This is a genomic window from Mesobacillus thioparans, from assembly GCF_965138835.1.
In the GTDB taxonomy this organism is placed as follows: domain Bacteria; phylum Bacillota; class Bacilli; order Bacillales; family Cytobacillaceae; genus Mesobacillus; species Mesobacillus thioparans.
On the sequence record NZ_CBCSFH010000004.1, the window covers coordinates 37,572 to 55,788 of the forward strand.

General features: G+C 42.0%; 21 protein-coding genes and 3 pseudogenes. 8 read left to right on the top strand and 16 right to left on the bottom strand.

Going from position 1 to position 18,217, the window contains the following annotated elements; all coding sequences use genetic code 11:
• The first annotated feature begins 233 nt into the window (after positions 1-233).
• Together ACNAZ4_RS08740 and ACNAZ4_RS08745 are read left to right on the top strand one after the other, a co-directional pair.
• Positions 234-737 carry a DinB family protein gene (locus ACNAZ4_RS08740; RefSeq protein ID WP_415813884.1) on the top strand — a complete coding sequence of 168 codons (504 nt, stop codon included), beginning with the start codon at positions 234-236 and terminating at the stop codon, positions 735-737.
• Positions 738-749: 12 nt separating this feature from the next.
• On the top strand, positions 750-1,118 hold the full coding sequence (locus ACNAZ4_RS08745) for a hypothetical protein (protein ID WP_415813885.1): 369 nt from the start codon (positions 750-752) through the stop codon (positions 1,116-1,118).
• A 46-nt stretch (positions 1,119-1,164) separates the two neighbouring features.
• On the opposite strand, the gene ACNAZ4_RS08750 is transcribed toward ACNAZ4_RS08745, so the two are convergent.
• Together ACNAZ4_RS08750 and ACNAZ4_RS08755 are read right to left on the bottom strand one after the other, a co-directional pair.
• Positions 1,165-1,332: a hypothetical protein gene (locus tag ACNAZ4_RS08750; RefSeq protein ID WP_415813886.1), complete on the bottom strand. Its 168-nt coding sequence runs from the start codon at positions 1,330-1,332 to the stop codon at positions 1,165-1,167.
• Between the two features lie 752 nt (positions 1,333-2,084).
• Positions 2,085-2,528 carry a hypothetical protein gene (locus tag ACNAZ4_RS08755; RefSeq protein ID WP_415813887.1) on the bottom strand — a complete coding sequence of 148 codons (444 nt, stop codon included), beginning with the start codon at positions 2,526-2,528 and terminating at the stop codon, positions 2,085-2,087.
• Between the two features lie 779 nt (positions 2,529-3,307).
• Between ACNAZ4_RS08755 and ACNAZ4_RS08760 the strand changes: the two genes are divergently transcribed.
• The gene (locus ACNAZ4_RS08760) at positions 3,308-3,589 is read left to right on the top strand and encodes a hypothetical protein (protein WP_415813888.1); all 282 of its coding nucleotides are present in this window, start codon (positions 3,308-3,310) and stop codon (positions 3,587-3,589) included.
• Between the two features lie 145 nt (positions 3,590-3,734).
• Here ACNAZ4_RS08760 and ACNAZ4_RS08765 read toward each other — a convergent pair whose 3' ends face one another.
• From ACNAZ4_RS08765 to ACNAZ4_RS08775, 3 genes are read right to left on the bottom strand one after another with little or no spacing between them, the layout of a single operon-like run.
• Positions 3,735-4,271, bottom strand: a complete 537-nt coding sequence (locus tag ACNAZ4_RS08765; RefSeq protein ID WP_415813889.1) for a ferric reductase-like transmembrane domain-containing protein — start codon at positions 4,269-4,271, stop codon at positions 3,735-3,737.
• Positions 4,268-5,242: an FAD:protein FMN transferase gene (locus ACNAZ4_RS08770; protein WP_415813890.1), complete on the bottom strand. Its 975-nt coding sequence runs from the start codon at positions 5,240-5,242 to the stop codon at positions 4,268-4,270. The genes ACNAZ4_RS08765 and ACNAZ4_RS08770 overlap by 4 nt, the downstream gene beginning before the upstream one ends.
• Entirely contained in the window at positions 5,164-5,559 is a 396-nt protein-coding gene (locus ACNAZ4_RS08775; protein WP_415813892.1) for a hypothetical protein, read from the bottom strand. The genes ACNAZ4_RS08770 and ACNAZ4_RS08775 overlap by 79 nt, the downstream gene beginning before the upstream one ends.
• A gap of 224 nt (positions 5,560-5,783) precedes the next feature.
• On the opposite strand from ACNAZ4_RS08775, the gene ACNAZ4_RS08780 reads away from it, so the two are divergent.
• Positions 5,784-6,029 carry a DUF2164 domain-containing protein gene (locus ACNAZ4_RS08780; RefSeq protein WP_415813893.1) on the top strand — a complete coding sequence of 82 codons (246 nt, stop codon included), beginning with the start codon at positions 5,784-5,786 and terminating at the stop codon, positions 6,027-6,029.
• Position 6,030: 1 nt separating this feature from the next.
• Here the strand turns inward: ACNAZ4_RS08780 and ACNAZ4_RS08785 are convergent, their stop codons facing one another.
• From ACNAZ4_RS08785 to ACNAZ4_RS08795, 3 genes are all read right to left on the bottom strand, one after another.
• Positions 6,031-7,416, bottom strand: coding sequence for a sensor histidine kinase (locus tag ACNAZ4_RS08785; protein WP_415813894.1), 1,386 nt, complete (start codon positions 7,414-7,416; stop codon positions 6,031-6,033).
• On the bottom strand, positions 7,406-8,080 hold the full coding sequence (locus tag ACNAZ4_RS08790; RefSeq protein ID WP_415813896.1) for a response regulator transcription factor: 675 nt from the start codon (positions 8,078-8,080) through the stop codon (positions 7,406-7,408). The genes ACNAZ4_RS08785 and ACNAZ4_RS08790 overlap by 11 nt, the downstream gene beginning before the upstream one ends.
• A 167-nt stretch (positions 8,081-8,247) precedes the next feature.
• Entirely contained in the window at positions 8,248-9,438 is a 1,191-nt protein-coding gene (locus tag ACNAZ4_RS08795) for an MFS transporter (RefSeq protein WP_415813897.1), read from the bottom strand.
• 230 nt (positions 9,439-9,668) lie between these two features.
• On the opposite strand from ACNAZ4_RS08795, the gene ACNAZ4_RS08800 reads away from it, so the two are divergent.
• Positions 9,669-10,004 carry a winged helix-turn-helix transcriptional regulator gene (locus tag ACNAZ4_RS08800; RefSeq protein WP_415813898.1) on the top strand — a complete coding sequence of 112 codons (336 nt, stop codon included), beginning with the start codon at positions 9,669-9,671 and terminating at the stop codon, positions 10,002-10,004.
• Between the two features lie 43 nt (positions 10,005-10,047).
• Here the strand turns inward: ACNAZ4_RS08800 and ACNAZ4_RS08805 are convergent, their stop codons facing one another.
• Together ACNAZ4_RS08805 and ACNAZ4_RS08810 are read right to left on the bottom strand one after the other, a co-directional pair.
• The gene (locus tag ACNAZ4_RS08805) at positions 10,048-10,464 is read right to left on the bottom strand and encodes a GNAT family N-acetyltransferase (protein WP_415813899.1); all 417 of its coding nucleotides are present in this window, start codon (positions 10,462-10,464) and stop codon (positions 10,048-10,050) included.
• Between the two features lie 58 nt (positions 10,465-10,522).
• Positions 10,523-11,599 (bottom strand): GGDEF domain-containing protein, encoded by a 1,077-nt coding sequence (locus tag ACNAZ4_RS08810; protein WP_415813901.1) that lies wholly within the window; start codon positions 11,597-11,599, stop codon positions 10,523-10,525.
• Positions 11,600-11,899: 300 nt separating this feature from the next.
• On the opposite strand from ACNAZ4_RS08810, the pseudogene ACNAZ4_RS08815 reads away from it, so the two are divergent.
• Positions 11,900-12,239, top strand: a pseudogene (locus ACNAZ4_RS08815) (NUDIX hydrolase); the annotation flags it as partial.
• 137 nt (positions 12,240-12,376) lie between these two features.
• Here ACNAZ4_RS08815 and ACNAZ4_RS08820 read toward each other — a convergent pair.
• Positions 12,377-13,162: an SDR family oxidoreductase gene (locus tag ACNAZ4_RS08820; RefSeq protein ID WP_415813902.1), complete on the bottom strand. Its 786-nt coding sequence runs from the start codon at positions 13,160-13,162 to the stop codon at positions 12,377-12,379.
• A 14-nt stretch (positions 13,163-13,176) separates the two neighbouring features.
• Positions 13,177-14,031, bottom strand: a complete 855-nt coding sequence (locus ACNAZ4_RS08825) for a GRP family sugar transporter (RefSeq protein ID WP_415813904.1) — start codon at positions 14,029-14,031, stop codon at positions 13,177-13,179.
• Positions 14,032-14,261: 230 nt separating this feature from the next.
• Between ACNAZ4_RS08825 and ACNAZ4_RS08830 the strand changes: the two genes are divergently transcribed.
• Complete coding sequence (locus tag ACNAZ4_RS08830) at positions 14,262-14,666, top strand: hypothetical protein (protein ID WP_415813905.1); 405 nt, start codon at positions 14,262-14,264, stop codon at positions 14,664-14,666.
• A gap of 370 nt (positions 14,667-15,036) precedes the next feature.
• On the opposite strand, the pseudogene ACNAZ4_RS08835 reads toward ACNAZ4_RS08830, so the two are convergent.
• Positions 15,037-15,135, bottom strand: a pseudogene (locus tag ACNAZ4_RS08835) (hypothetical protein); the annotation flags it as partial.
• A 91-nt stretch (positions 15,136-15,226) separates the two neighbouring features.
• Between ACNAZ4_RS08835 and ACNAZ4_RS08840 the strand changes: the two are divergent.
• A pseudogene (locus ACNAZ4_RS08840) lies at positions 15,227-15,364 on the top strand (glutathione-dependent formaldehyde dehydrogenase); the annotation flags it as partial.
• Between the two features lie 192 nt (positions 15,365-15,556).
• Here ACNAZ4_RS08840 and arr read toward each other — a convergent pair.
• The 3 genes from arr to ACNAZ4_RS08855 form a co-directional block, all read right to left on the bottom strand.
• Positions 15,557-16,306 carry an NAD(+)--rifampin ADP-ribosyltransferase gene (arr, locus tag ACNAZ4_RS08845; protein WP_415813906.1) on the bottom strand — a complete coding sequence of 250 codons (750 nt, stop codon included), beginning with the start codon at positions 16,304-16,306 and terminating at the stop codon, positions 15,557-15,559.
• A 359-nt stretch (positions 16,307-16,665) separates the two neighbouring features.
• Complete coding sequence (locus ACNAZ4_RS08850; RefSeq protein WP_415813907.1) at positions 16,666-16,872, bottom strand: DUF2187 family protein; 207 nt, start codon at positions 16,870-16,872, stop codon at positions 16,666-16,668.
• A 579-nt stretch (positions 16,873-17,451) separates the two neighbouring features.
• On the bottom strand, positions 17,452-18,213 hold the full coding sequence (locus tag ACNAZ4_RS08855) for a PAS domain S-box protein (protein WP_415813909.1): 762 nt from the start codon (positions 18,211-18,213) through the stop codon (positions 17,452-17,454).
• Positions 18,214-18,217: the final 4 nt, after the last annotated feature.

Here is an 18,217-nt window from a genome sequence, read left to right on the forward strand (position 1 = left end):
CCTGGATGTCTCCACACACAAATCATACAGTTTTAATTCTGGGTCCTCCCCAGGCACGTAATCTTGTCTTTGTATGTAAAATCATTTCTTACCTCCTATTTCAAATAATCGTATATCCAATTCTACAAAATAAAGAAAAATACCTTTTTCCTCTTTGACCATTAAAAGGAATTTAGCCATAAATGAGGAATATCATGAACTGAAACAATATTTATACCGAGGGAGATGGTTCCATGTTTCAATCAATCAACCGCTTTGTTCAATCATGGGAGTACGAGGCGAATAATACACAAAGGCTCCTTTTACAATTGACGGATGAGTCGCTATGCCAGGAAAGTTCCCCTGACCATTGGACGCTGGGACGTGTCGCCTGGCATATCGTAACCGCAGTGAATGTTATTGCCTCACAGGCTGGCCTGGAGTTCGAATCACCCAACAAAGATTTCCCTGTTCCGGAATCAGCAACATACATCGCAGATACATATCAGCAAGCCTGCAGTGCCTTAGTGGAGTCGATTCGGACACAATGGACTGACGATGACCTAAGTGAAAAACTCGATTTCTTCGGTCAAAAAATGTCCAGGGGAACTTTATTGCTGTTCTTGATCCAGCATCAGATTCACCACCGCGGACAAATGACCGTGCTCATGCGCCAGGCTGGCTTGAAAGTACCGGGTGTCTTTGGTCCGTCGAAGGAAGAATGGTCACATCTCGGGATGGAAGCTCCCAGAATGTAGAGGAGGAACGAAATGAAGTTAGCGGTCGGATTGATCCTCATTTTCATGAGCATCGTTCATGTCTTTTACGGGGAGAAAATGCAGGTGAATGTTTTGGAAAAGTTAGGAGCTAATCGTATTTTAATCGGTTCCTTCCGGGCGATGTCCTTGCAGGGAGGCCTTCTCCTGTTTGGCATCGGCTTGCTGGAGATCATGGTTTATACGGGATTAATCGAACTGATCGGATTTGCCGTCTACATTCCGTTAATCCTCCTGTGTATGAATGTCATCGGGGTTTTAATTGTCGCTGCCCTGAAACACCGCGAATTAATCAGAGCAACCATCCCGCAATTCATCATTTTTTCATTCATCATCCTCTTGGAGGTGCAGAGTGTCATTTAGGAGAGAAGGACGGTTATGGAAAAAAATCGTCCTCCTCTCGATTTTTTTATAGCCCGCCGCAGTTCGGAGATTGATTTTGATCGCCTTCTGCAAAATCGGTACCTTTCGCAACGGATTCCAGACCGTAACCTGTTTCGCTGATTTCCAATACCTCACTTGTTTTTGCATTGTTTACGTTTTCGTTGGATGTGGTTCTTTCTTTATTTTTTCTCATCGTGATCCTCCAGTTTTTTTGAGGAGAAATTGGCAATCCCTCACCCCATCATTGAAAAATGCTGTCCCCCCGAATGTAACTTACCGTCATTAGAATTCTCGACATGAATCCTAAATATGCGTCAGGCCATCAGCTGTCTCCTCAAAACCTCAGATTATTTACTGTTAGGAATTATACATTTGTCCCCTCTATTTCTGGTGACTTCTTTTACTGGACAGGGTATAATAAGGGCAAAGAAAAGGAGGTGAAATGATATGGAAAAAGTATTGAACAAGATATTAAATCGGTTGGATTCCATTGATAAGCGTTTTGATTCTGTTGATAAACGTTTTGATTCTGTTGATAAGCGTTTTGATTCAATTGATAACCGCTTTGAATCTGTGGAAGTTCGTTTGGGTACACTGGAAGAAGGACAGCAGTCNATGAATCTTCGCCTGGACACACTGGAAGAAGGACAGCAGTCTATGCAGATTGAGCAGAGAGAGATGCGCAAGGAAGTTGCTTTCTATTACGGTAGTCTCATGAAGAAGCTTGATGAAACAAAATTGGAGTTATCAAGTGAAATCAAGCATGTCTCGAATGTGCAGAAGCAGCACCAGGATGTGTTGGAGATTTTGAATGAGAAACAGCAGTGATGACTTTGCCACTTGGATCTCCTCAGAACCACTGGTTCCAAATCAATTAGGAGAATCGAAAAGCGCTTATAATCTGTTAATCGATAATGATTACTTCTGATTGCCACTAAATGTTTTTCAAGTCCCTTTTCTTATATAAAATAAATGCCACCTTACAAAACAGAAAGCGGCAATATAGTAAGGGATAGAATACCAGGCTTTCCAACCAGTATAATTGATGAATTTCACATGGACCATAAAGGATTCGAAAGCCAAAGTGATCCCCATCCAGATTGCCAAATAGAAAAGAAATGAACTGAATTTTTCAGGCATAAAATTCAGGAAAATGATACCAAAGGATGCACCAAGCGTTAATTCAATTACATGTACTGGAAGTTGCACTCCCGGCCCACCCAATTCATATAACTTAAAATACAAATCCAACGTGATATCAGTACTTAAGTTTATTAACGCGATGACAAACCAACTGATATAAATTTCTCTTCTTGTAAGCCGCTTGGGCATAAACCAGATAATAAATAGGTTAATGGCCAACGTGCAAAATGGCGCCAAGTACATCATCGCTTACCTCCTAACGATAGGGTGTATCCTATATTCCCGGTTTACTCATGTTCTTTTATTCCCACCAACAAATCCAAGCACACTGATAACAATCGACAAACGATATTTTCCCCTTCCATATTTATACTATCCCCATACTCCAATAACACGCGACAAATTCTTTCGTCTCTCCTTCCTTTCCTACTGAGAGGAGCGGCTGGTTTCATTGGAAAAGGACCTCCTGCCTGGTTATATTTGCATTTAGACCAAATCTGTAGTTCCTCCCAAAAATGCTATTTTAATATTACTTATTGATTTCTAAAAAGATATGCTTAAAGGAATCCGGATTTTTTCGAGGAGTTTTATTTGCATAGATCGCCTACATCCAAGTGCCGTTTCTACTTTCTTTATGAGGCGTTGTTTAACCAGGAAGGATAAACACTCTTTGTGTTGAATTATTAGTTAAATATCAGAAACGACAGGAGAGATTAAATTGGGGATGTTTCTACCGCCGCTCATTCTTTTGATTATTGTAGGCTTTGTCCTTTACTTTGCAATCTCATATATAAAAAGGGCGAAGGACAATAAAAACCGACGTACCTTAACTGTTATTTTATTAAGCGGATTTTTGATTATTATTTTCTTTGTCATTATGGGTGTTATCAGTTTTTATTCAAATCCTGCTTGATTCGCCTGCTTCGTTTATAGTGAATGGAATTCATCAAAAAATCAAATCCGAAAAATCTATAAAGAGTTCCCAAATTTAAGGTTTTATACAATATTTAACAAGGAGTTTATCAATGGATGTTTTCCTTATCATTTCCTTTGTTTTCTTAATTTCATTGGTTTTTTATGCCATTAACTTATTCTTACCGGATAAAAGCAGGCTGAAGTATTACGTTTCTTTATGTTTAGGAATTATTGGTTTAATGGGCTGGGTATATGTTTGGTTTGGTAATGGATGGCTATTAAGTGCAGTAATTAGTACTGCATTCATTTTGCTTTCAGCTATATCATTCCTTACCGCATTTATATTAGATTTATTCTTTAAAATGAATAACGATGAGAAAAGACGACTGTGAATTCAGAGCAAAAGGATCAGATTGCAATCTAATCCTTTTTTGTACTTTTTGTATGGCTGATTTGTTTGCTGAAATCTGTTAATCAACATGTGTATTTACGGTTTCTCCTTCTCAACCGAACGGGTCGGTAAAAAAGCAGAGTGCGTTACGTTACAACCGGCCTGGCCTTCCGTTTTTTGCTAACTTTTTTCAATATGAGAAAAATGGTTGCCATGCTTACAATCAATACTGAGCCTCCGTATAAAGTCACGGCCCATAATGATTCGGTATCTGTGCCAAGAAATGTGCCGTGGATCGCGGACATGAACCAGAGCGGAAATACAAGATAATGTGCTTTTTTCCAGGCTGAGCGGCCGACTTTTTTCATGAAATCAGAGGTCAGGATGACAATGATCAATAAATAAGCCGCAAGCGTTCCCAACCCTGACAGGACTGGTTCGTAGGATGCTGAAAAAGGGATAAGCAGTTCCGTTACGGAAAAAGGCTCATAGTTATCAAAGATCAGCAGGTACGCATGGATCCCGATAAACAAGAGCGCTACCTGGCCAATGATTTGATGAAAAGCGAGGACTGAACCTCTTTTCTTCGGGATATGGCTGTAAATGCCCATCAATAGGGATAATGTCAGCAAAAAATAGCCGGTCAGTCCTGTCGCGCGGATTGCAATCCAAATCCAGTTCATTTCGCTACCTCCATTCGTTTATAAAGTCGTGAATCCCCGCCAATGGCAATCTGGTCATTCTCAAAGTAAACAAAATAAGCAATGCGCGGGAAGTTCCTGTAAAGCAATGCTTTTGCCTCCTCAAATGGAAGGATGCACAAAAGCTTCGCGGCCGTTTCAGCTTCCATCGCGGAATGGGCGATGACGCTTGCCTGCAGCACTCCGTTGAAAGCTGGTTCACCTGTCCGGCCATCTAGGATGTGGTGGTAATGCTGATGATCCCTGGTCCAGCGTCGATAATTCTTCCCCGAGGTGACAAGTGCTTGATCGGTGATCGACAGCCTGATCATGTCCTCTCCCATCAAAACCGGATGTTCAATCCCGACTTCATGGGTCCCGAGCAACTTCACATCTCCCCCGGCATTGATCAGAAAATGATTCACATCCTTCTGTTTGAGATGTCTGATCCCTTTGTCAATGATGTATCCTTTTCCAAAGCCTCCGAAGTCAAAAAGAAAGTCCCTCTTTTTAATGATCCACCTTTTCGATAGCCTCTCGATCGGTTCACCGGCAAAATGCGTTGATGTACGCCCTGAAAAAACCGGCTGATATTGTTCATGAAAAGACTCGGTATAGCCATTCGCCATCATTTCTTTTCCGAGGAACGGATGGACATGGTGATCTGATTTCCTGGCGAGTTTAAGTGATTGATCGAGGAGGTCTGCCAGTACAGGATCCAAATATATCGGAACATCAAGCGGACTATGATTGACGAATGCCAGCTGATTATCGGGAATGAACCGGCTTGCCTTTTGCTCAAAATCCATAATCATCCTCTTGATCTCTAAGTGATTATCTAAATCCATTCCTGAAAGCAGGATTCCGCTATTCATCCCTCTGAACCTTGTCTCGATCATCGGGATGTCCTCGAGCTGCTTTTCTTCTGGCGGAAGCCTCTTTCCGGCGCATTCACGATTTGGTCTTGTCCCCATGAAGTCCCTCGCTCCTGATATTCACCTCTATAGTGGTCGTCATAATCATCATCGTCATAACCCTCATCATCATCATCATCATGGTCTTCATAGTACTCATCATCGTACTCATCATCATCGTGTTCCCTGTAATAACGATCGCCTTCATCATCATAGCCTTCTTCCGAAAATGCAGATAAATTTTCACGAAGCCAATCATTTTCCGGACCTGAGTTTTCATTACCGGCAGACTTTTCGTTATTCATCACCAGGCTGCCAAACGTCAGGGCGGTGATTGTACTGACAGAGATCACGGACCATTTCACCTTTTTATTCATGCAGGAAGTCTCCTCCTTCTACCTTTTTATGAGTATCACTATATCCACGGATGGTGAAAATACGGTGAAAAGGAAGAGTTCAAAGAAAAAAAAAAGTATAAACCAGAGTTCGGTTCATACTTTTTCTTTGTGCTGTACATAAAATTTAATTTTTTTAAAGACTGCAATTTGCTGGATTCCATTTGTATAGTTAAAAATATAACTACCTTAAAGGAGTGCTTTCCATGTTCATAAAACTATCAAAAGAACAGCAGCAGGCCATGATTGATGACATCCAGGTTTTCTTTTCACAAGAAAGAGGGGAAGATTTAACCGAATTCGCGGCTGAAAGAGTTCTGGACTTTGTCAAAACGTCGCTTGCTCCTCATTTTTACAATGCTGCGATTTCAGACGCCAAGATTGTGTTGGAGCAGCAGTTTTCATCGTTGGAAGATGAGTTGCTGACACTGGAACGGCCTATCCAACGATAAGTCAGCTTCTATTGGTGAAAGGCAGCTTCACCACGAACGTACTGCCTTTCCCATATTCACTTTTCACCTCAATCGTGCCCTGATGGATGTCAACAATCCATTTGGCGATTGACAGCCCCAATCCATAGCTTCCCTCCTGCCTCGACCTCGCTTTGTCTCCACGATAAAAGCGGTCGAAGATATAAGACTGCTCTTCCGGACGAATTCCGATTCCCGTATCACGGACGGTGATCGTCAGCTCATCTTGTTTTCTGGAGAGATCCAGTTCAACCTGCCCGCCATCAGGTGTGTATTTTAGCGCATTATCCAACAGGATATAAAGAAGCTGTGTCAATCGATGCTGGTCACCCTTGCCAGGAAGAGCGTCAGGCGCATGGAATTGGAGCTGAATCTGCTTCTCTTGTGCGATTGGCTTCATACCGTCCACTGCCTTTTGGGCCATTTCTGTAAAATTAAAAACTTCATCGTTCCGCTCGATTTTACCTGAATCGGACCGGGCAAGCGTCAGCAAATCGCTCACCAGCCCTGTCATCCTTTTCACTTCATCCTTCATATTAAACAGCATTTTACGGACCATAGGCTCCTGCTTTTCATCGATTGTCATCTCGATCGCATCAATCGAAGAAAGTATGACACTTAAAGGCGTCCTTAGTTCATGCGAGGCATCAGCGACAAATTCACGCTGTCTGTCAAACGCTGTACTGATCGGGACCATCGCCTTTTTTGACATCCTGTTGCTCAGGAACCAGGCGACCAGTAAAAAGACAAGCAACAAACCGATCAGGATGCCGAACAGCCAGGTAAACATCTGATAGACAAATGAAATGTCGGTTCCGACATAAAGGCTCCCGATTTCCCGGCCGTCAACCGAAACCTCTTCCCGGGCAATCAAGAGGGTGATATCCTTCCGAAGATACTCATCATGTCCCTCGCCGCCGTCATGGTCTTCGTCTTCTTCGTGTTCATCGTAGGAAAAATCGACTTTCACTTTTCGCTGGAATAGTTCCTGATCTTCAAGTGCAGACAATAAATCCGGCCGAACTTGGGGAAAGGCTTCATTTCCTATCAGCAATTCGCCTTCCGGACTGATGAGATAGACAAATACCTGGCCTGCCCCTCTTAATTCCAGTTCATGCTCCTTGAACTCCCCCACTCTTTCGGAGTTCCTCTCAAGGTATCTTTCCAGTCTTGCTGCTTCATCTTTTGCCAGGGTTTTCACTTCCTCCTCGTGGTCCTGCATGATTACCAAATAGAGGACCCCGAACATGACGACAGAAAACAGCAGCAGGAAGCTCATCAATTGGCCGAGGAACCCTTTCGTCAGCCGGCGCTGGGTCCGTTTGAACATATTCTGCTCCCTGTCACGGCGTGAGGACTTAGTTTTCAATTTTATATCCTACCCCTCTGATGCTCTGGAGCAAGTCGTACTTGCCAAAGCTGTCCAGCTTTTTGCGCAGCAATTTTACCGTCGCGTCAATTGTTTTCGTCGACACATCTGCATCAGAACCCCAAATCCGCTCCAATATCAGCTCCCTGGGCAGAACCTGGCCCCTGTTTTGCAGCAGCAAATCGAGCAGCTGGAATTCGCGCGGACTTAGCTGGATCTCTTTCTTCCCGTCACTTAACACCTGGCTGATCCGGCTTAATACAAGATCACGATAACGCACTTCATCTTCCACAATCGGGGCAAAATTCCTTCTCGTCAGTGCCCTGATCCGGGCAAGGAGTTCATCAATCTCGAACGGTTTGATCAGATAATCATCCGCACCGGCATCAAGGCCATTGATCCTGTCCTCGACCGAATCCTTCGCCGTCAGCATCAAAATCGCCCCGGCATAACCCTCTTTCCGCAATCGGCGGCAAACCTCCACACCTGTCCCATTCGGCATCATCCAGTCCAAAATCAGCACATCATAATGGGAAGAAGTACTGTAAAAATAAGCATCCTCCCCTTCCTTCACCCATTCAACCTGATAACCAGCCTTCTTTTTTAACATATAACCGACCAGCTCGCCCAGCTTCAAATCATCTTCCGCCAGTAAAATGTTCATCGCACAACCCGCCATTCCGAAAGCTATATTTACTTTTATTTTACCTCTTTTCAAGCAAAGGGACGTATCCTTTGCTTCCGGAAATGGATGCAAAGAGTACGTCCCCGTTTTTCAAACGAGAGCCAAAGGAAAAGACAACGGGAATCCCGTTGCCCCCGTAATGCTTTCTATTTACGCTTTTTTTCAATTGACATACTCCATATGGTCAAAAGGATTGCTCCCATCACCATCACGCCGCCGATCCACGAGGTGTGGATCAATCCGATGGAGTCAACAATCAGGCCTCCAACAAATGCTCCGATGGCGATTCCGAGGTTGAAGGCGGCGATATTCAAAGCGGATGCGACATTCACAGCTGCCGGGACATAGCGTTCTGCCAATCGTACAACCAGTACCTGCAAGCCCGGTACATTCATGAACGCGAACATGCCCATCAAGAAGATCGTGATGACCCCAGCTACCTTGAATGGCGCTGTAAACGTCAGAATTACGAGGATGATCGCCTGGGCAATGAACATCCATAATAATGCCTTCAGCGGATTCTTATTCGCCGCTTTCCCTCCGATTGAATTGCCGATGGCAACTGCTACTCCATAGACGAGCAGGATGATGCTCACCACTTTCGGAGAGAACCCGGATATATCCTGAAGGATTGGAGTCAGATATGTGAAGGCAACAAAAGTGCCTCCATATCCAAGGGCGGTAATCGCAAAAGCCAGCAGCAACGGCCCATTGCCCAATATTTTTAATTGATCACTGAATTTTGCTGGTGGCGCATGCTTAATATTTTTTGGTATCAGGATTGCACTCGCGATAATTCCGATCACTCCTAATAAGGCCACTCCTCCAAATGTCGCTCTCCAGCCGAACAGCTGGCCGATGAAGGTCCCAAGCGGCACGCCAGTAACAGTGGCGACGGTCAATCCTGTGAACATAAATGCGATCGCACTTGCTCTTTTATCCTCAGGGACAAGATCAGCGGCAATTGTCGAGCCAATCGAAAAGAAGACTCCATGTGAAAATGCCGTGATAATCCTAGCCACCAGCAGCAGACCGAAGCTGGTCGAAATGGCTGCGATGGAATTCCCGATGATGAAAATGACCATTAAAGCCATAAGCAAGGTTTTGCGGCTCATTTTATTGGTCAAAGCTGTTAAGATTGGTGCCCCAAAAGCAACACCCATCGCATAACCGGATATTAACAACCCGGCTAAAGTGATCGAGATGTTCAGATCCTCTGAAATCGTCGATAATAGTCCAACAGGGACAAACTCAGTCGTACCGATGCCAAAAGCACTGATGGCCAAAGCCAAAAGGGATAATGTTCCCTTGTTATTATTTCGTGTATGTGAACTCATAATAGGTATCCTCCATGTTAGATGATGAAGTTGACCAGTGAAGGCGCCTTTCACGTTTGACCAACATGAATGCAATTATGAAGGATACCTGATTGCTTGAGAAGTACGCACTTTAAAGTTCCGTAGGCACCCACAGGTGATATAGGCACCAAAAAGTGCCCTATACTACTTATCGAAATGTAGGGGTATAATGACACTACAATCGCTCGGAAAGACAAGGAGGGTGTATTTTGAAGAAATACAATATACCAGTCGAAGCAGCCCTCGAGGTAATCGGCGGGAAATGGAAAGTCGTCATTCTTTGCCATTTGATCGAAGGCAAAAAGCGGACAAGCGAGTTGAAAAAATTGATGCCCGGTATCACGCAAAAAATGCTCACACAGCAATTGCGTGAGCTGGAAGAAGATAATGTCATTTTACGGGAGGTCTATAACCAGGTCCCTCCAAAAGTCGAATATTCATTGACGGACTATGGCTGGTCCTTGAAAGGAATCCTGGATTCACTATGCGCCTGGGGAGAACAGCATATTGAGAAAAATCATCTGGCTGAACCTGAAACAAGGTGATGTTAATAGCAGAGAGACAGCAGAAAGGGTCTGCTGTCTCTCTTTATTTTGCCTTGAAATAAATGATTTCCGGATCGCCTTCATCCAGGTTCTCGACGATTCCGCTCTCGACAAATCCATTCGCTATGAATACTTTCTGCATGCTCTCATTTGAACGATTGGTAGATGAAAACACTTTTTTAGTAGGAGAAATTCGAACCAGTTCATTCAGCATTTGGCTGGCGTACCCCTTACGCCTTTTGGCAGGTGACACAATCAGCAAGGATATGAACGTACACTCGAAAAAGCTTGTATCATAAATCGAGAACGCGGCAACCTCATTCTTTTCTTTTACAAGAATACAACGCTCCTGCTTGATCGCATTCTCAATCAAATCGAGTCTGCTGCTGTTACCGATCACTTCACAGTCAATTTGTACAATCGACTGTATATCTGTGATTTGTGCTGTCATGATTTTCATAAGTCCAACTCCCAATCTAGCTTTTTTACCTAGAGCCGGCATTTCATCTCCAAGCGCTCTATAGTAAAGCCACTTTATTCCTTCCTGTCCGTTTTGCTTTATATAAGGTATCGTCTGCTTGTTTAACGAATTCATCTAAACAATGAGTGGTTTCTAGATATGTTGAAGCACCAATGGAAATCGTGATCCTTACTTCATTGCCATTTGGCAGGGAGAAGCAGTGGTTTTCGACGATTCCCCGGAGACGTTCTGCGATTTCCTGCGCTTTGGAATAGGAACAGTTCTTCAATAAAAGAGAAAATTCTTCACCGCCATTCCTTGAAACAATATCGCTTGGGTGGGTGCAGGTGATCAACAATCCTCCCAGCTGCCTTAAAACTTCATCTCCAGCCTGATGGCCATACGTATCATTGACCTTTTTGAAGTGGTCTATATCAATCATAAGCAAAGATAATTTTTCATTAAGGTCCCGGGCACTTGCCAAACTTTCATTTAATGATGAATCGAACTGTCTCACATTATTTAAACCCGTAAGGAAGTCTGTGACCGACTGGGTTTTCATCTGCATGAACATTAGATTCGACCGAACGATATATCCTGCTAAAAAATAAACCAAAACTCCCGATATGGTCGTAATAAGCCAATAGTTTACCAGTATCTGATACACTTGTTTGGTTAAACCTACTAAATACAAAAGTCCTGAGGAAATCGTAATTAAACTGACCACCCCCATAAGCGTCCACTTAAAAAAGTCCGTACCCCTCACGTTTTTTCTGATCAGTGCAGCAAACACCGCAATAAGAAACATGATGAGTACAGTGACAAGAAATGTTTCCAGACTTCCATTAAAAAATACTAATCTGCTGATATTAACGATGGCCGCAGCCATGAATGCAGCCGTGAACCCTCCATAAAAAGCCGAAAGCAGAATGGCGACATGACGCAAATCCATGATGATTACAGGAGTGATCTGGATACTGAATGCCATTAAAACAGAGCCAAGTATTCCTGCGAGGGTCCCAAGTTTTAACTTTTGAAGCGTCGTATCCATCTGTGGATTGTTTTTGAATAGACTTCCTCCGATAAATAAAAATGTAATCACAAAACTAGCATGAATTAAAAAATCTTTAAACAAGGTTATACCACCTAAAACTGAGAATATGTAAACAGAATTTGAGTTACTTATATAGAATACGAAATAATGGACCTTTTTACTATAATTACTGGAAATTATCTGGCTCATCTGTATGAAGTTTCACAAATTTATAATATAAAGGTAAAGATTTTGGCACCATTCTCACTCAGGAAGCATAAAACGAACAGGCTACCTTTCTATTATTCTTGTTTTAGCAGCCGGTAATAAATGTTTTCCCTGCTGCTAAACTGAGTGCGAAGCAGGCTGTTCAAAGGTGTCCATTGTTTGGATATTATAAAAATATTCCAAAAATATATAAAAGATCTGTTTGCAAATGAAACTGGTTATGCATCTCCCAAGGTAGATATTAGGGCTGTTGTCTTTAAAGATAATAAAATTGATAGCCGGAATCGATAAGAAATGCCATCCGCATCCACCTTCCCCATATCATGTTTATAAAATTATTATTCAATGTGAAATCATTGGCGGACAACCGCAAGAAGGTATTGAAACAAATGCAGTTGAATTTATTGCGGAAAATGAACTGCCAACATTATCAATAGCCAGAAATACAGAATCTCAAATTCAATTAGCATTTAATTATTTGCGCAATCCTCAAGAACCCGTCTATTTAGATTGATATTCGTAAAAGGATCAGATTGCAACCTGATCCTTTTTCTTGAGGTTTTTATTTGCTTATAACCATCTGAATTGCAGTTCGCGCGGCTCCCGTCAAGAAGATCTTGTGGTCCTTTCTGACACCCGGGGCTTGCACTCTCACCCTTTCCCAGCCTGAAATCCAGGATACTGAGTCATGCCGCCATCGGCAAAGAGGGTCAGACCCGTAACGTAGCTAGCTTCATTCGAAGCAAGCCATACGGCACATGCGGCGATTTCTTCCGGCTTGCCGATATAACCCATTGGGATCAACTCGATGACCCCTTTTTTCAATTCAGGGTCTTCGAACTTCTCGGCATTGATCGGTGTGTCGATCGCCCCTGGTGCGATGCAGTTCACCCGGATTCCGTGAGGAGCAAATTCGAGTGCGAGTGTTTCGGTCATAAGTTTGACTCCACCTTTACTGGCTGCATAATGGACGAAATGAGGCCATGGAATTTCCTGATGGACGGATGACATATTGATAATCGAGCCTTTGATGTCATTTTTCAGCATATAGTCAAGAGCTTCCCGGCACCCCAGGAATTGCCCTGTCAGGTTCGTGGAAATCACCTTATTCCAGTCCTCGAGGGAGAGGTCCTCCGATGGCACTTCATTTTCAATGCCCGCGTTATTGACCATAACATCCAAAGAGCCAAATGTCTTCACCGCATGATCGATCATTCTTTTCACATCTGCTTCCTTCGTGACATCGCCCTGGATTGCCGTCGCACTGCCGCCTGCTTGTTCAACTTCTTCTATAATCGCTTGCACTTCCTGCTCTTCGTTAAAATAGTTAATGACCACTTTTGCTTTCTCCGCGCCGAATCTCACTGCCATTGCCCTTCCGAGACCAGTGGCAGCACCTGTAATCACGACAACTTTTCCTTCAAGACTTGGATACATCCTGTCAGCTCCCTTTATCGTTTCGTTACACCCAATAACACGCCGCCTGCAATAATGAGCACACAGCCCAGCAGCACTCGCCAAACTTGCTTCTTGCTTTTACGCTCATTTAAAAAGAAAAGCCCGCCTATTGTTGAAATGACAATGCCCGTTTGGGAGAGGGAAAAGCTTGTGGCAACCCCGATCCTCGGCAGCGCCAGTAATAGTCCCAGATTCCCTGTACTCCAGATGATTCCCGTTAAAATATTCCGGACTGCGTACTTGTTAAATGGCTTATCGCGGAACGTCAAAAGGAACGCCCCCGTCGCCATCCCGATTGCCTGCGGAAGGATAGCGGCCCATCCATCAATATTGAACCAGCGGATCAAGACTACATATCCAACAAAACCGACAGTTGAAATGAGCAAGACTAGCAGCCCCTTTTTCAGGCTCTTCGCCTCCCCCTTTTCACCTCCTTGTTTAAGCGAAGTGAGAAGGGCCCCCGCAATGATCAGGACAAGCGCCGAAATTCCGACGATGTAATTCATTTTTGTCTGCCATTCTTTAAAAATAAACACTCCGAAAAAAGTGGTCCCAATCAGCTGAAGCCCGGTTGACATCGGTGCCGTTTTCGCCACCCCCAGGTAACGGACAGCGCCAAACTGATTCTTCTGGCCAAGTGACCAAAACAAACCCGAAATGAAGCCAACCACCCAAACAATCGTCGGCATATCCGGACTTTTGTAAAAAAAGACCGCTAAAGCAAAGATCAAAGCACCGCCCGTCGTCCCTATCGTTTGGCTGTCTTCATCACCGCCCAACTTATTGCTGACAAACACAATACTGCCCCACGAAACCGCCGCAAGCAAAGCTAACAAAATTCCTGTCATAAGCCGCATACCCCAATCTCATTCAGACTGACTTTTACTATTAGACTGAGATAGAACGTCAAATCTTATACCGCAGGAATGCAACAATTCCTTTTTTCTCCGGCTTTCAGGCTGTGCCACTAAAAAAAGCCCAGTACCCCTGTGCCTTTTAATAACTCCTAACACGATTCCCTCCCATTCATTGTGTTACAATGCTGGAAAAGGATGGTCCATTGAGGAGGACGGGTGAAATGGCGTTTTTTATTTCGCTTATATTCATTGTGATTTCAGTATCCATTTCCCTTATTTTTAAAAATGAGCTCGAGCGGATGTTCCTGAAAGGAAAAGAGTTTTTCCCTTTTCACATCTGCAATGTCCTGATCACCTTAATGGTCGCATTCGCCTCCCAGGCCGTGATGACGAAGTATGTTTTCGAGCAATCCTTTCATATCCTGCGCGATACACTGATCCTGGTCGCCATCATCTTGCCTGTTTATATCTCCGAACACTTAGCCTTTGAAAAATACAAATCCGTCTATCGCAAATTTTCAGCCGCAGAAAACGGAAAAGTACTGGTACTGAACGAAAAGTACTTAAAAAAGAAGAAAAGGTTCAAGAACCTTAAACACTATAATGCCATTTCCAAGGAAGAGTAAATAATCAGCTGCCAAAGACGAAAATGCCCGCAACAACAGCGGGCATTTTCTCTTTTTCGACCACTTTTTGAATTAATTTGGCGGATTTTCAATTAATTCGACCACATTTTGGATTTATTCGACCACATTTTCGAATAATTCGACCAGGTGGGGATATCCTCCATATTGGGCAGCTTCGATTTCGTTATTTTTCAAAATACACTTTCAATGTGTCTTCCATCGCCGCCTTAATTTCAGCAAACTGGCGATGGTGGTGGCCATTTCCTCCTTATGGATGCGGAAAATCATAGCTATTTTCCTCCATATCATCCGGGAACACAATCTGATCAATTTCCTCACCGGTGGCCTGGTCCTTTACCTTAATCGTCACTATTTTTGTGTCAAAAATCTCATAGCCAAGCTTTGCTTCACTAAGTGGAAGTACATGACTTACGACATCTCCTGGATTAATTTTTCCGGTCGAAACTACAAAATTTTTAAAAAAATTTACCACATTTTTTAATACCAGCTCAACGTGGATCCAGAAATATTCTTGCTACCTGCTAATTGAATTTTTCATCATCCAAGTTACAGGTGTTTACGGTGGCAGATACAATGGATTCCCAATGGGAGATAATATGAACAGAAACGTGAATATTCGTTCTGGTCAAGCATCTGTGATTCATTATATGTCGTATATGTTTGGAGTTTTCGATACGAAAAGACAATTGAATTGATTGTTTTCGATTGTTTCGGAAATTTAATATAAAGGTCTCCAGAAGAAATGTACTTAAGCTAAACTGCACCTTTACTTGAGTAAGGAAAAAGCGTTCCTGTTATTTCAGAAACGCGCCGGATTGCGGATCGGTAATCGCAAACAAAGTAACTATTTTACTCCATTTGAAATATGTTCAGTTAATAATTTCTCCCTTGTTTTTGGCTAAATTTTCGCGCCATTCACTTCGCTCCGTAGTCGTCAGTTTCGCCCACTCAGTTTCTTCACCAATAATTCTTAAAGGTTCTTGAGAACGATATGATCGTGTTAAGTTACCCGGGAACTTTTTGTCCGTAACATTTGGGTCGTTTTCAAATTCACCTGTTGGTTCTATTTTATAAACGCGTTCTCTTCCTTCTCCTTTTGCTAATGCTGCTGCAAGTCCTGCACCATTGGCATTAGCAGTAAAATAAATGTGGTTCATTTTAAGCCCAGGTTTGTAATTTGAATTTCCACCCGCTGTCAGCAAATCACCAACCTGTAAATCTGCCTTTGTCCCATGATAAAATGGTCCTTCATCAGTAGGTGCACCGCGATGTGAGTTTGACAATTCATAATTTCTTGTTGCATGATCAGAATCACCCAACTCCTCATAGCATTTGGCAATGTTTGAATATAACGTTGAGTAAGCACTCTTAACATTATCATCATTTATATTTAGTGCACACTGTAAAGAGGTTTCCATCCATTTCAATTTGTCTGTAATACTCTTTTGTTTACGAGCCAAATGATAAGCTGAAATAAACCTTTCATAATCGTCTTTTGCTTCGTTCCATGCTTGACGAAACATCGTGGTTGCACCTTCACCATTTCCGCCATCTTCCATGTTCATTCCACTCATACAGAGTTTAATAACGACGTTGTTTGGATCAAATTTTATATTCACCTTATCTTACCTCCTAATTAATGAAATCCTTCTTGGATAAATGCCCCAATAGTTGATTATGATTCACAAAGTGAGAATATTGACATTGTGTTATATTTAAGATATTACTTTTAAAACGAAAAAAATAACAGCGATTGCAAAAACATCGCTGTTATAGTCCTATTTTTTACACTTATGCATTCTTTAATTCTGAAATCGTTTTAATAACGTTGATTAAAGTTCTTTTCCCTATTTTTACGAAAATGGTTAAAACAAAAATGAAGCCTCCAAAACTCTGGTTTGAAGAGAAACTGTTCCTCGGTTTTCATTGAGATTCCCAACTCGACTTTATGGTTTCCACAATGGTCCTTTTCCTTTCACTATGCAGATATTGTGGGGTTGATGATGACATATTTAGAGTGCCTAACTACAGTTTTTGTTGTTTCATACTCTAGTTTTTCGTTAGCATGATCAGATATTCTTACAATGACGCTATTGTCCCTTACAATTTCAACTTCCCCTTCAATTGTCAGGTCTTTTCTTTGAAAGGAAATGCGGTCGCCAATTTTAGCTCTGTTTTTTTGCATGCCTTTTCTCTCCTTAACTAAATGTTGATTTATGGTTGGTCAATCCCAAAGTATCGTTCACTTTTGGGTAAATCCTTGGTTTTATCCTGTCGGGTTCCCCTTCATATTCTGTACTAAAACCTAAAAAAACATGTAAAAAAAGGATGCTCTAGCATCCCTTTCCTCTATGAATAGTTAATGCTCCCACTAAATATTCCCTTTATATATTTCTCACCAGTGCACTTGAAGTTTATTGCCATTTAAATCAAAAAAGTGAAAAAAGGCATGTCCATTATAAACACCTGGCATTATTTTTCTTTCAACATAGAATACTTTCGATAAGCTTTATAGTAACTGATACAAAGCTCCTTAGTTTGTCATTAAATCAAAAACTACTATCCATTTTAAGTCTTGTTGCCGCTTATCGAGTAAAGAACGAACCCTGCAATAAAAAGGATTGGAAACATTATGATAAGAATCCCTAACATCGCAAACTAACCTTCCTAGCTATCCCAATAAGAAATTCAACCAAAAAAGGCCGTTAATCCTACAGAGATTAACAGGCCCGCAAGTTCATGCAAGAGAACTTTGAACAATAGCTTACTTTGTATTATTTATCCCTAAAAAGGACAAGGCATCCTTAACATTGGAAAAAGTACTTATGTTTTTTAAGTTAAGGCCAATGTTAACTGCTTCTTCAGCTAATTTGGGTCTTATCCCTGTTAAAAAACACTTAACTCCTATTAAATTCAGTAGATTATTCATTTTAAATAGTGAGTCAATCACTAAAGTATCAATTTTATAAATCCCTGAACAATCTAAAATTAAACTGTGTACCTCTTTTTCCTGAACATTGACCGGTACTAATTCTAAGAGTTGTTGTGCCCTATCCTGATTAATTGCGCCTAATAAAGGAAGTACAGCAATTCCTTCTAATAGGGGTACAATATTGGACGCTAGCTCATTTATTTGTTTATTCATTTCATTTTGGACTTTTTCTTGTTGTTTTCTCTCGGTGATGTCTTTTACATAAGTTTGAATGGCTTTTGTTTCCCCAATCTTGATTGGGTGACAATATAATTCTACTTCAACGGACGTTCCATCCATTCTATATATTGTTTCCTCAATAAGCTCCGCGGGTTCACTATAAGCCCCCGATATTCTTTTTGTAATTGCAGGTTTAGATGTATCTTTAAAGATATCCAGCGGACTTGCCCCGATTAACTCTTTCCTTGAAGCTCTGAAAAATTTTTCAGCTGCTTCATTTACATATATGATCTTGAGTTGCGAATGAACAATTAGCGGATCCAGTGCATATTCGATTACTTCCTTGTAATTTATACATTCAATATTCTCACTCATTATA

Bases quoted from the DNA above. Each gene is read 5' to 3' on its own strand.
- ACNAZ4_RS08740 (WP_415813884.1), top strand. From the start codon at position 234: ATGTTTCAATCAATCAACCGCTTTGTTCAATCATGGGAGTACGAGGCG.
- ACNAZ4_RS08745 (WP_415813885.1), top strand. From the start codon at position 750: ATGAAGTTAGCGGTCGGATTGATCCTCATTTTCATGAGCATCGTTCAT.
- ACNAZ4_RS08750 (WP_415813886.1), bottom strand. From the start codon at position 1,332: ATGAGAAAAAATAAAGAAAGAACCACATCCAACGAAAACGTAAACAAT.
- ACNAZ4_RS08755 (WP_415813887.1), bottom strand. From the start codon at position 2,528: ATGATGTACTTGGCGCCATTTTGCACGTTGGCCATTAACCTATTTATT.
- ACNAZ4_RS08760 (WP_415813888.1), top strand. From the start codon at position 3,308: ATGGATGTTTTCCTTATCATTTCCTTTGTTTTCTTAATTTCATTGGTT.
- ACNAZ4_RS08765 (WP_415813889.1), bottom strand. From the start codon at position 4,271: ATGAACTGGATTTGGATTGCAATCCGCGCGACAGGACTGACCGGCTAT.
- ACNAZ4_RS08770 (WP_415813890.1), bottom strand. From the start codon at position 5,242: ATGGGGACAAGACCAAATCGTGAATGCGCCGGAAAGAGGCTTCCGCCA.
- ACNAZ4_RS08775 (WP_415813892.1), bottom strand. From the start codon at position 5,559: ATGAATAAAAAGGTGAAATGGTCCGTGATCTCTGTCAGTACAATCACC.
- ACNAZ4_RS08780 (WP_415813893.1), top strand. From the start codon at position 5,784: ATGTTCATAAAACTATCAAAAGAACAGCAGCAGGCCATGATTGATGAC.
- ACNAZ4_RS08790 (WP_415813896.1), bottom strand. From the start codon at position 8,080: ATGAACATTTTACTGGCGGAAGATGATTTGAAGCTGGGCGAGCTGGTC.
- ACNAZ4_RS08795 (WP_415813897.1), bottom strand. From the start codon at position 9,438: ATGAGTTCACATACACGAAATAATAACAAGGGAACATTATCCCTTTTG.
- ACNAZ4_RS08805 (WP_415813899.1), bottom strand. From the start codon at position 10,464: ATGAAAATCATGACAGCACAAATCACAGATATACAGTCGATTGTACAA.
- ACNAZ4_RS08820 (WP_415813902.1), bottom strand. From the start codon at position 13,162: ATGTATCCAAGTCTTGAAGGAAAAGTTGTCGTGATTACAGGTGCTGCC.
- ACNAZ4_RS08825 (WP_415813904.1), bottom strand. From the start codon at position 14,031: ATGACAGGAATTTTGTTAGCTTTGCTTGCGGCGGTTTCGTGGGGCAGT.
- ACNAZ4_RS08830 (WP_415813905.1), top strand. From the start codon at position 14,262: ATGGCGTTTTTTATTTCGCTTATATTCATTGTGATTTCAGTATCCATT.
- ACNAZ4_RS08850 (WP_415813907.1), bottom strand. From the start codon at position 16,872: ATGCAAAAAAACAGAGCTAAAATTGGCGACCGCATTTCCTTTCAAAGA.
- ACNAZ4_RS08855 (WP_415813909.1), bottom strand. From the start codon at position 18,213: ATGAGTGAGAATATTGAATGTATAAATTACAAGGAAGTAATCGAATAT.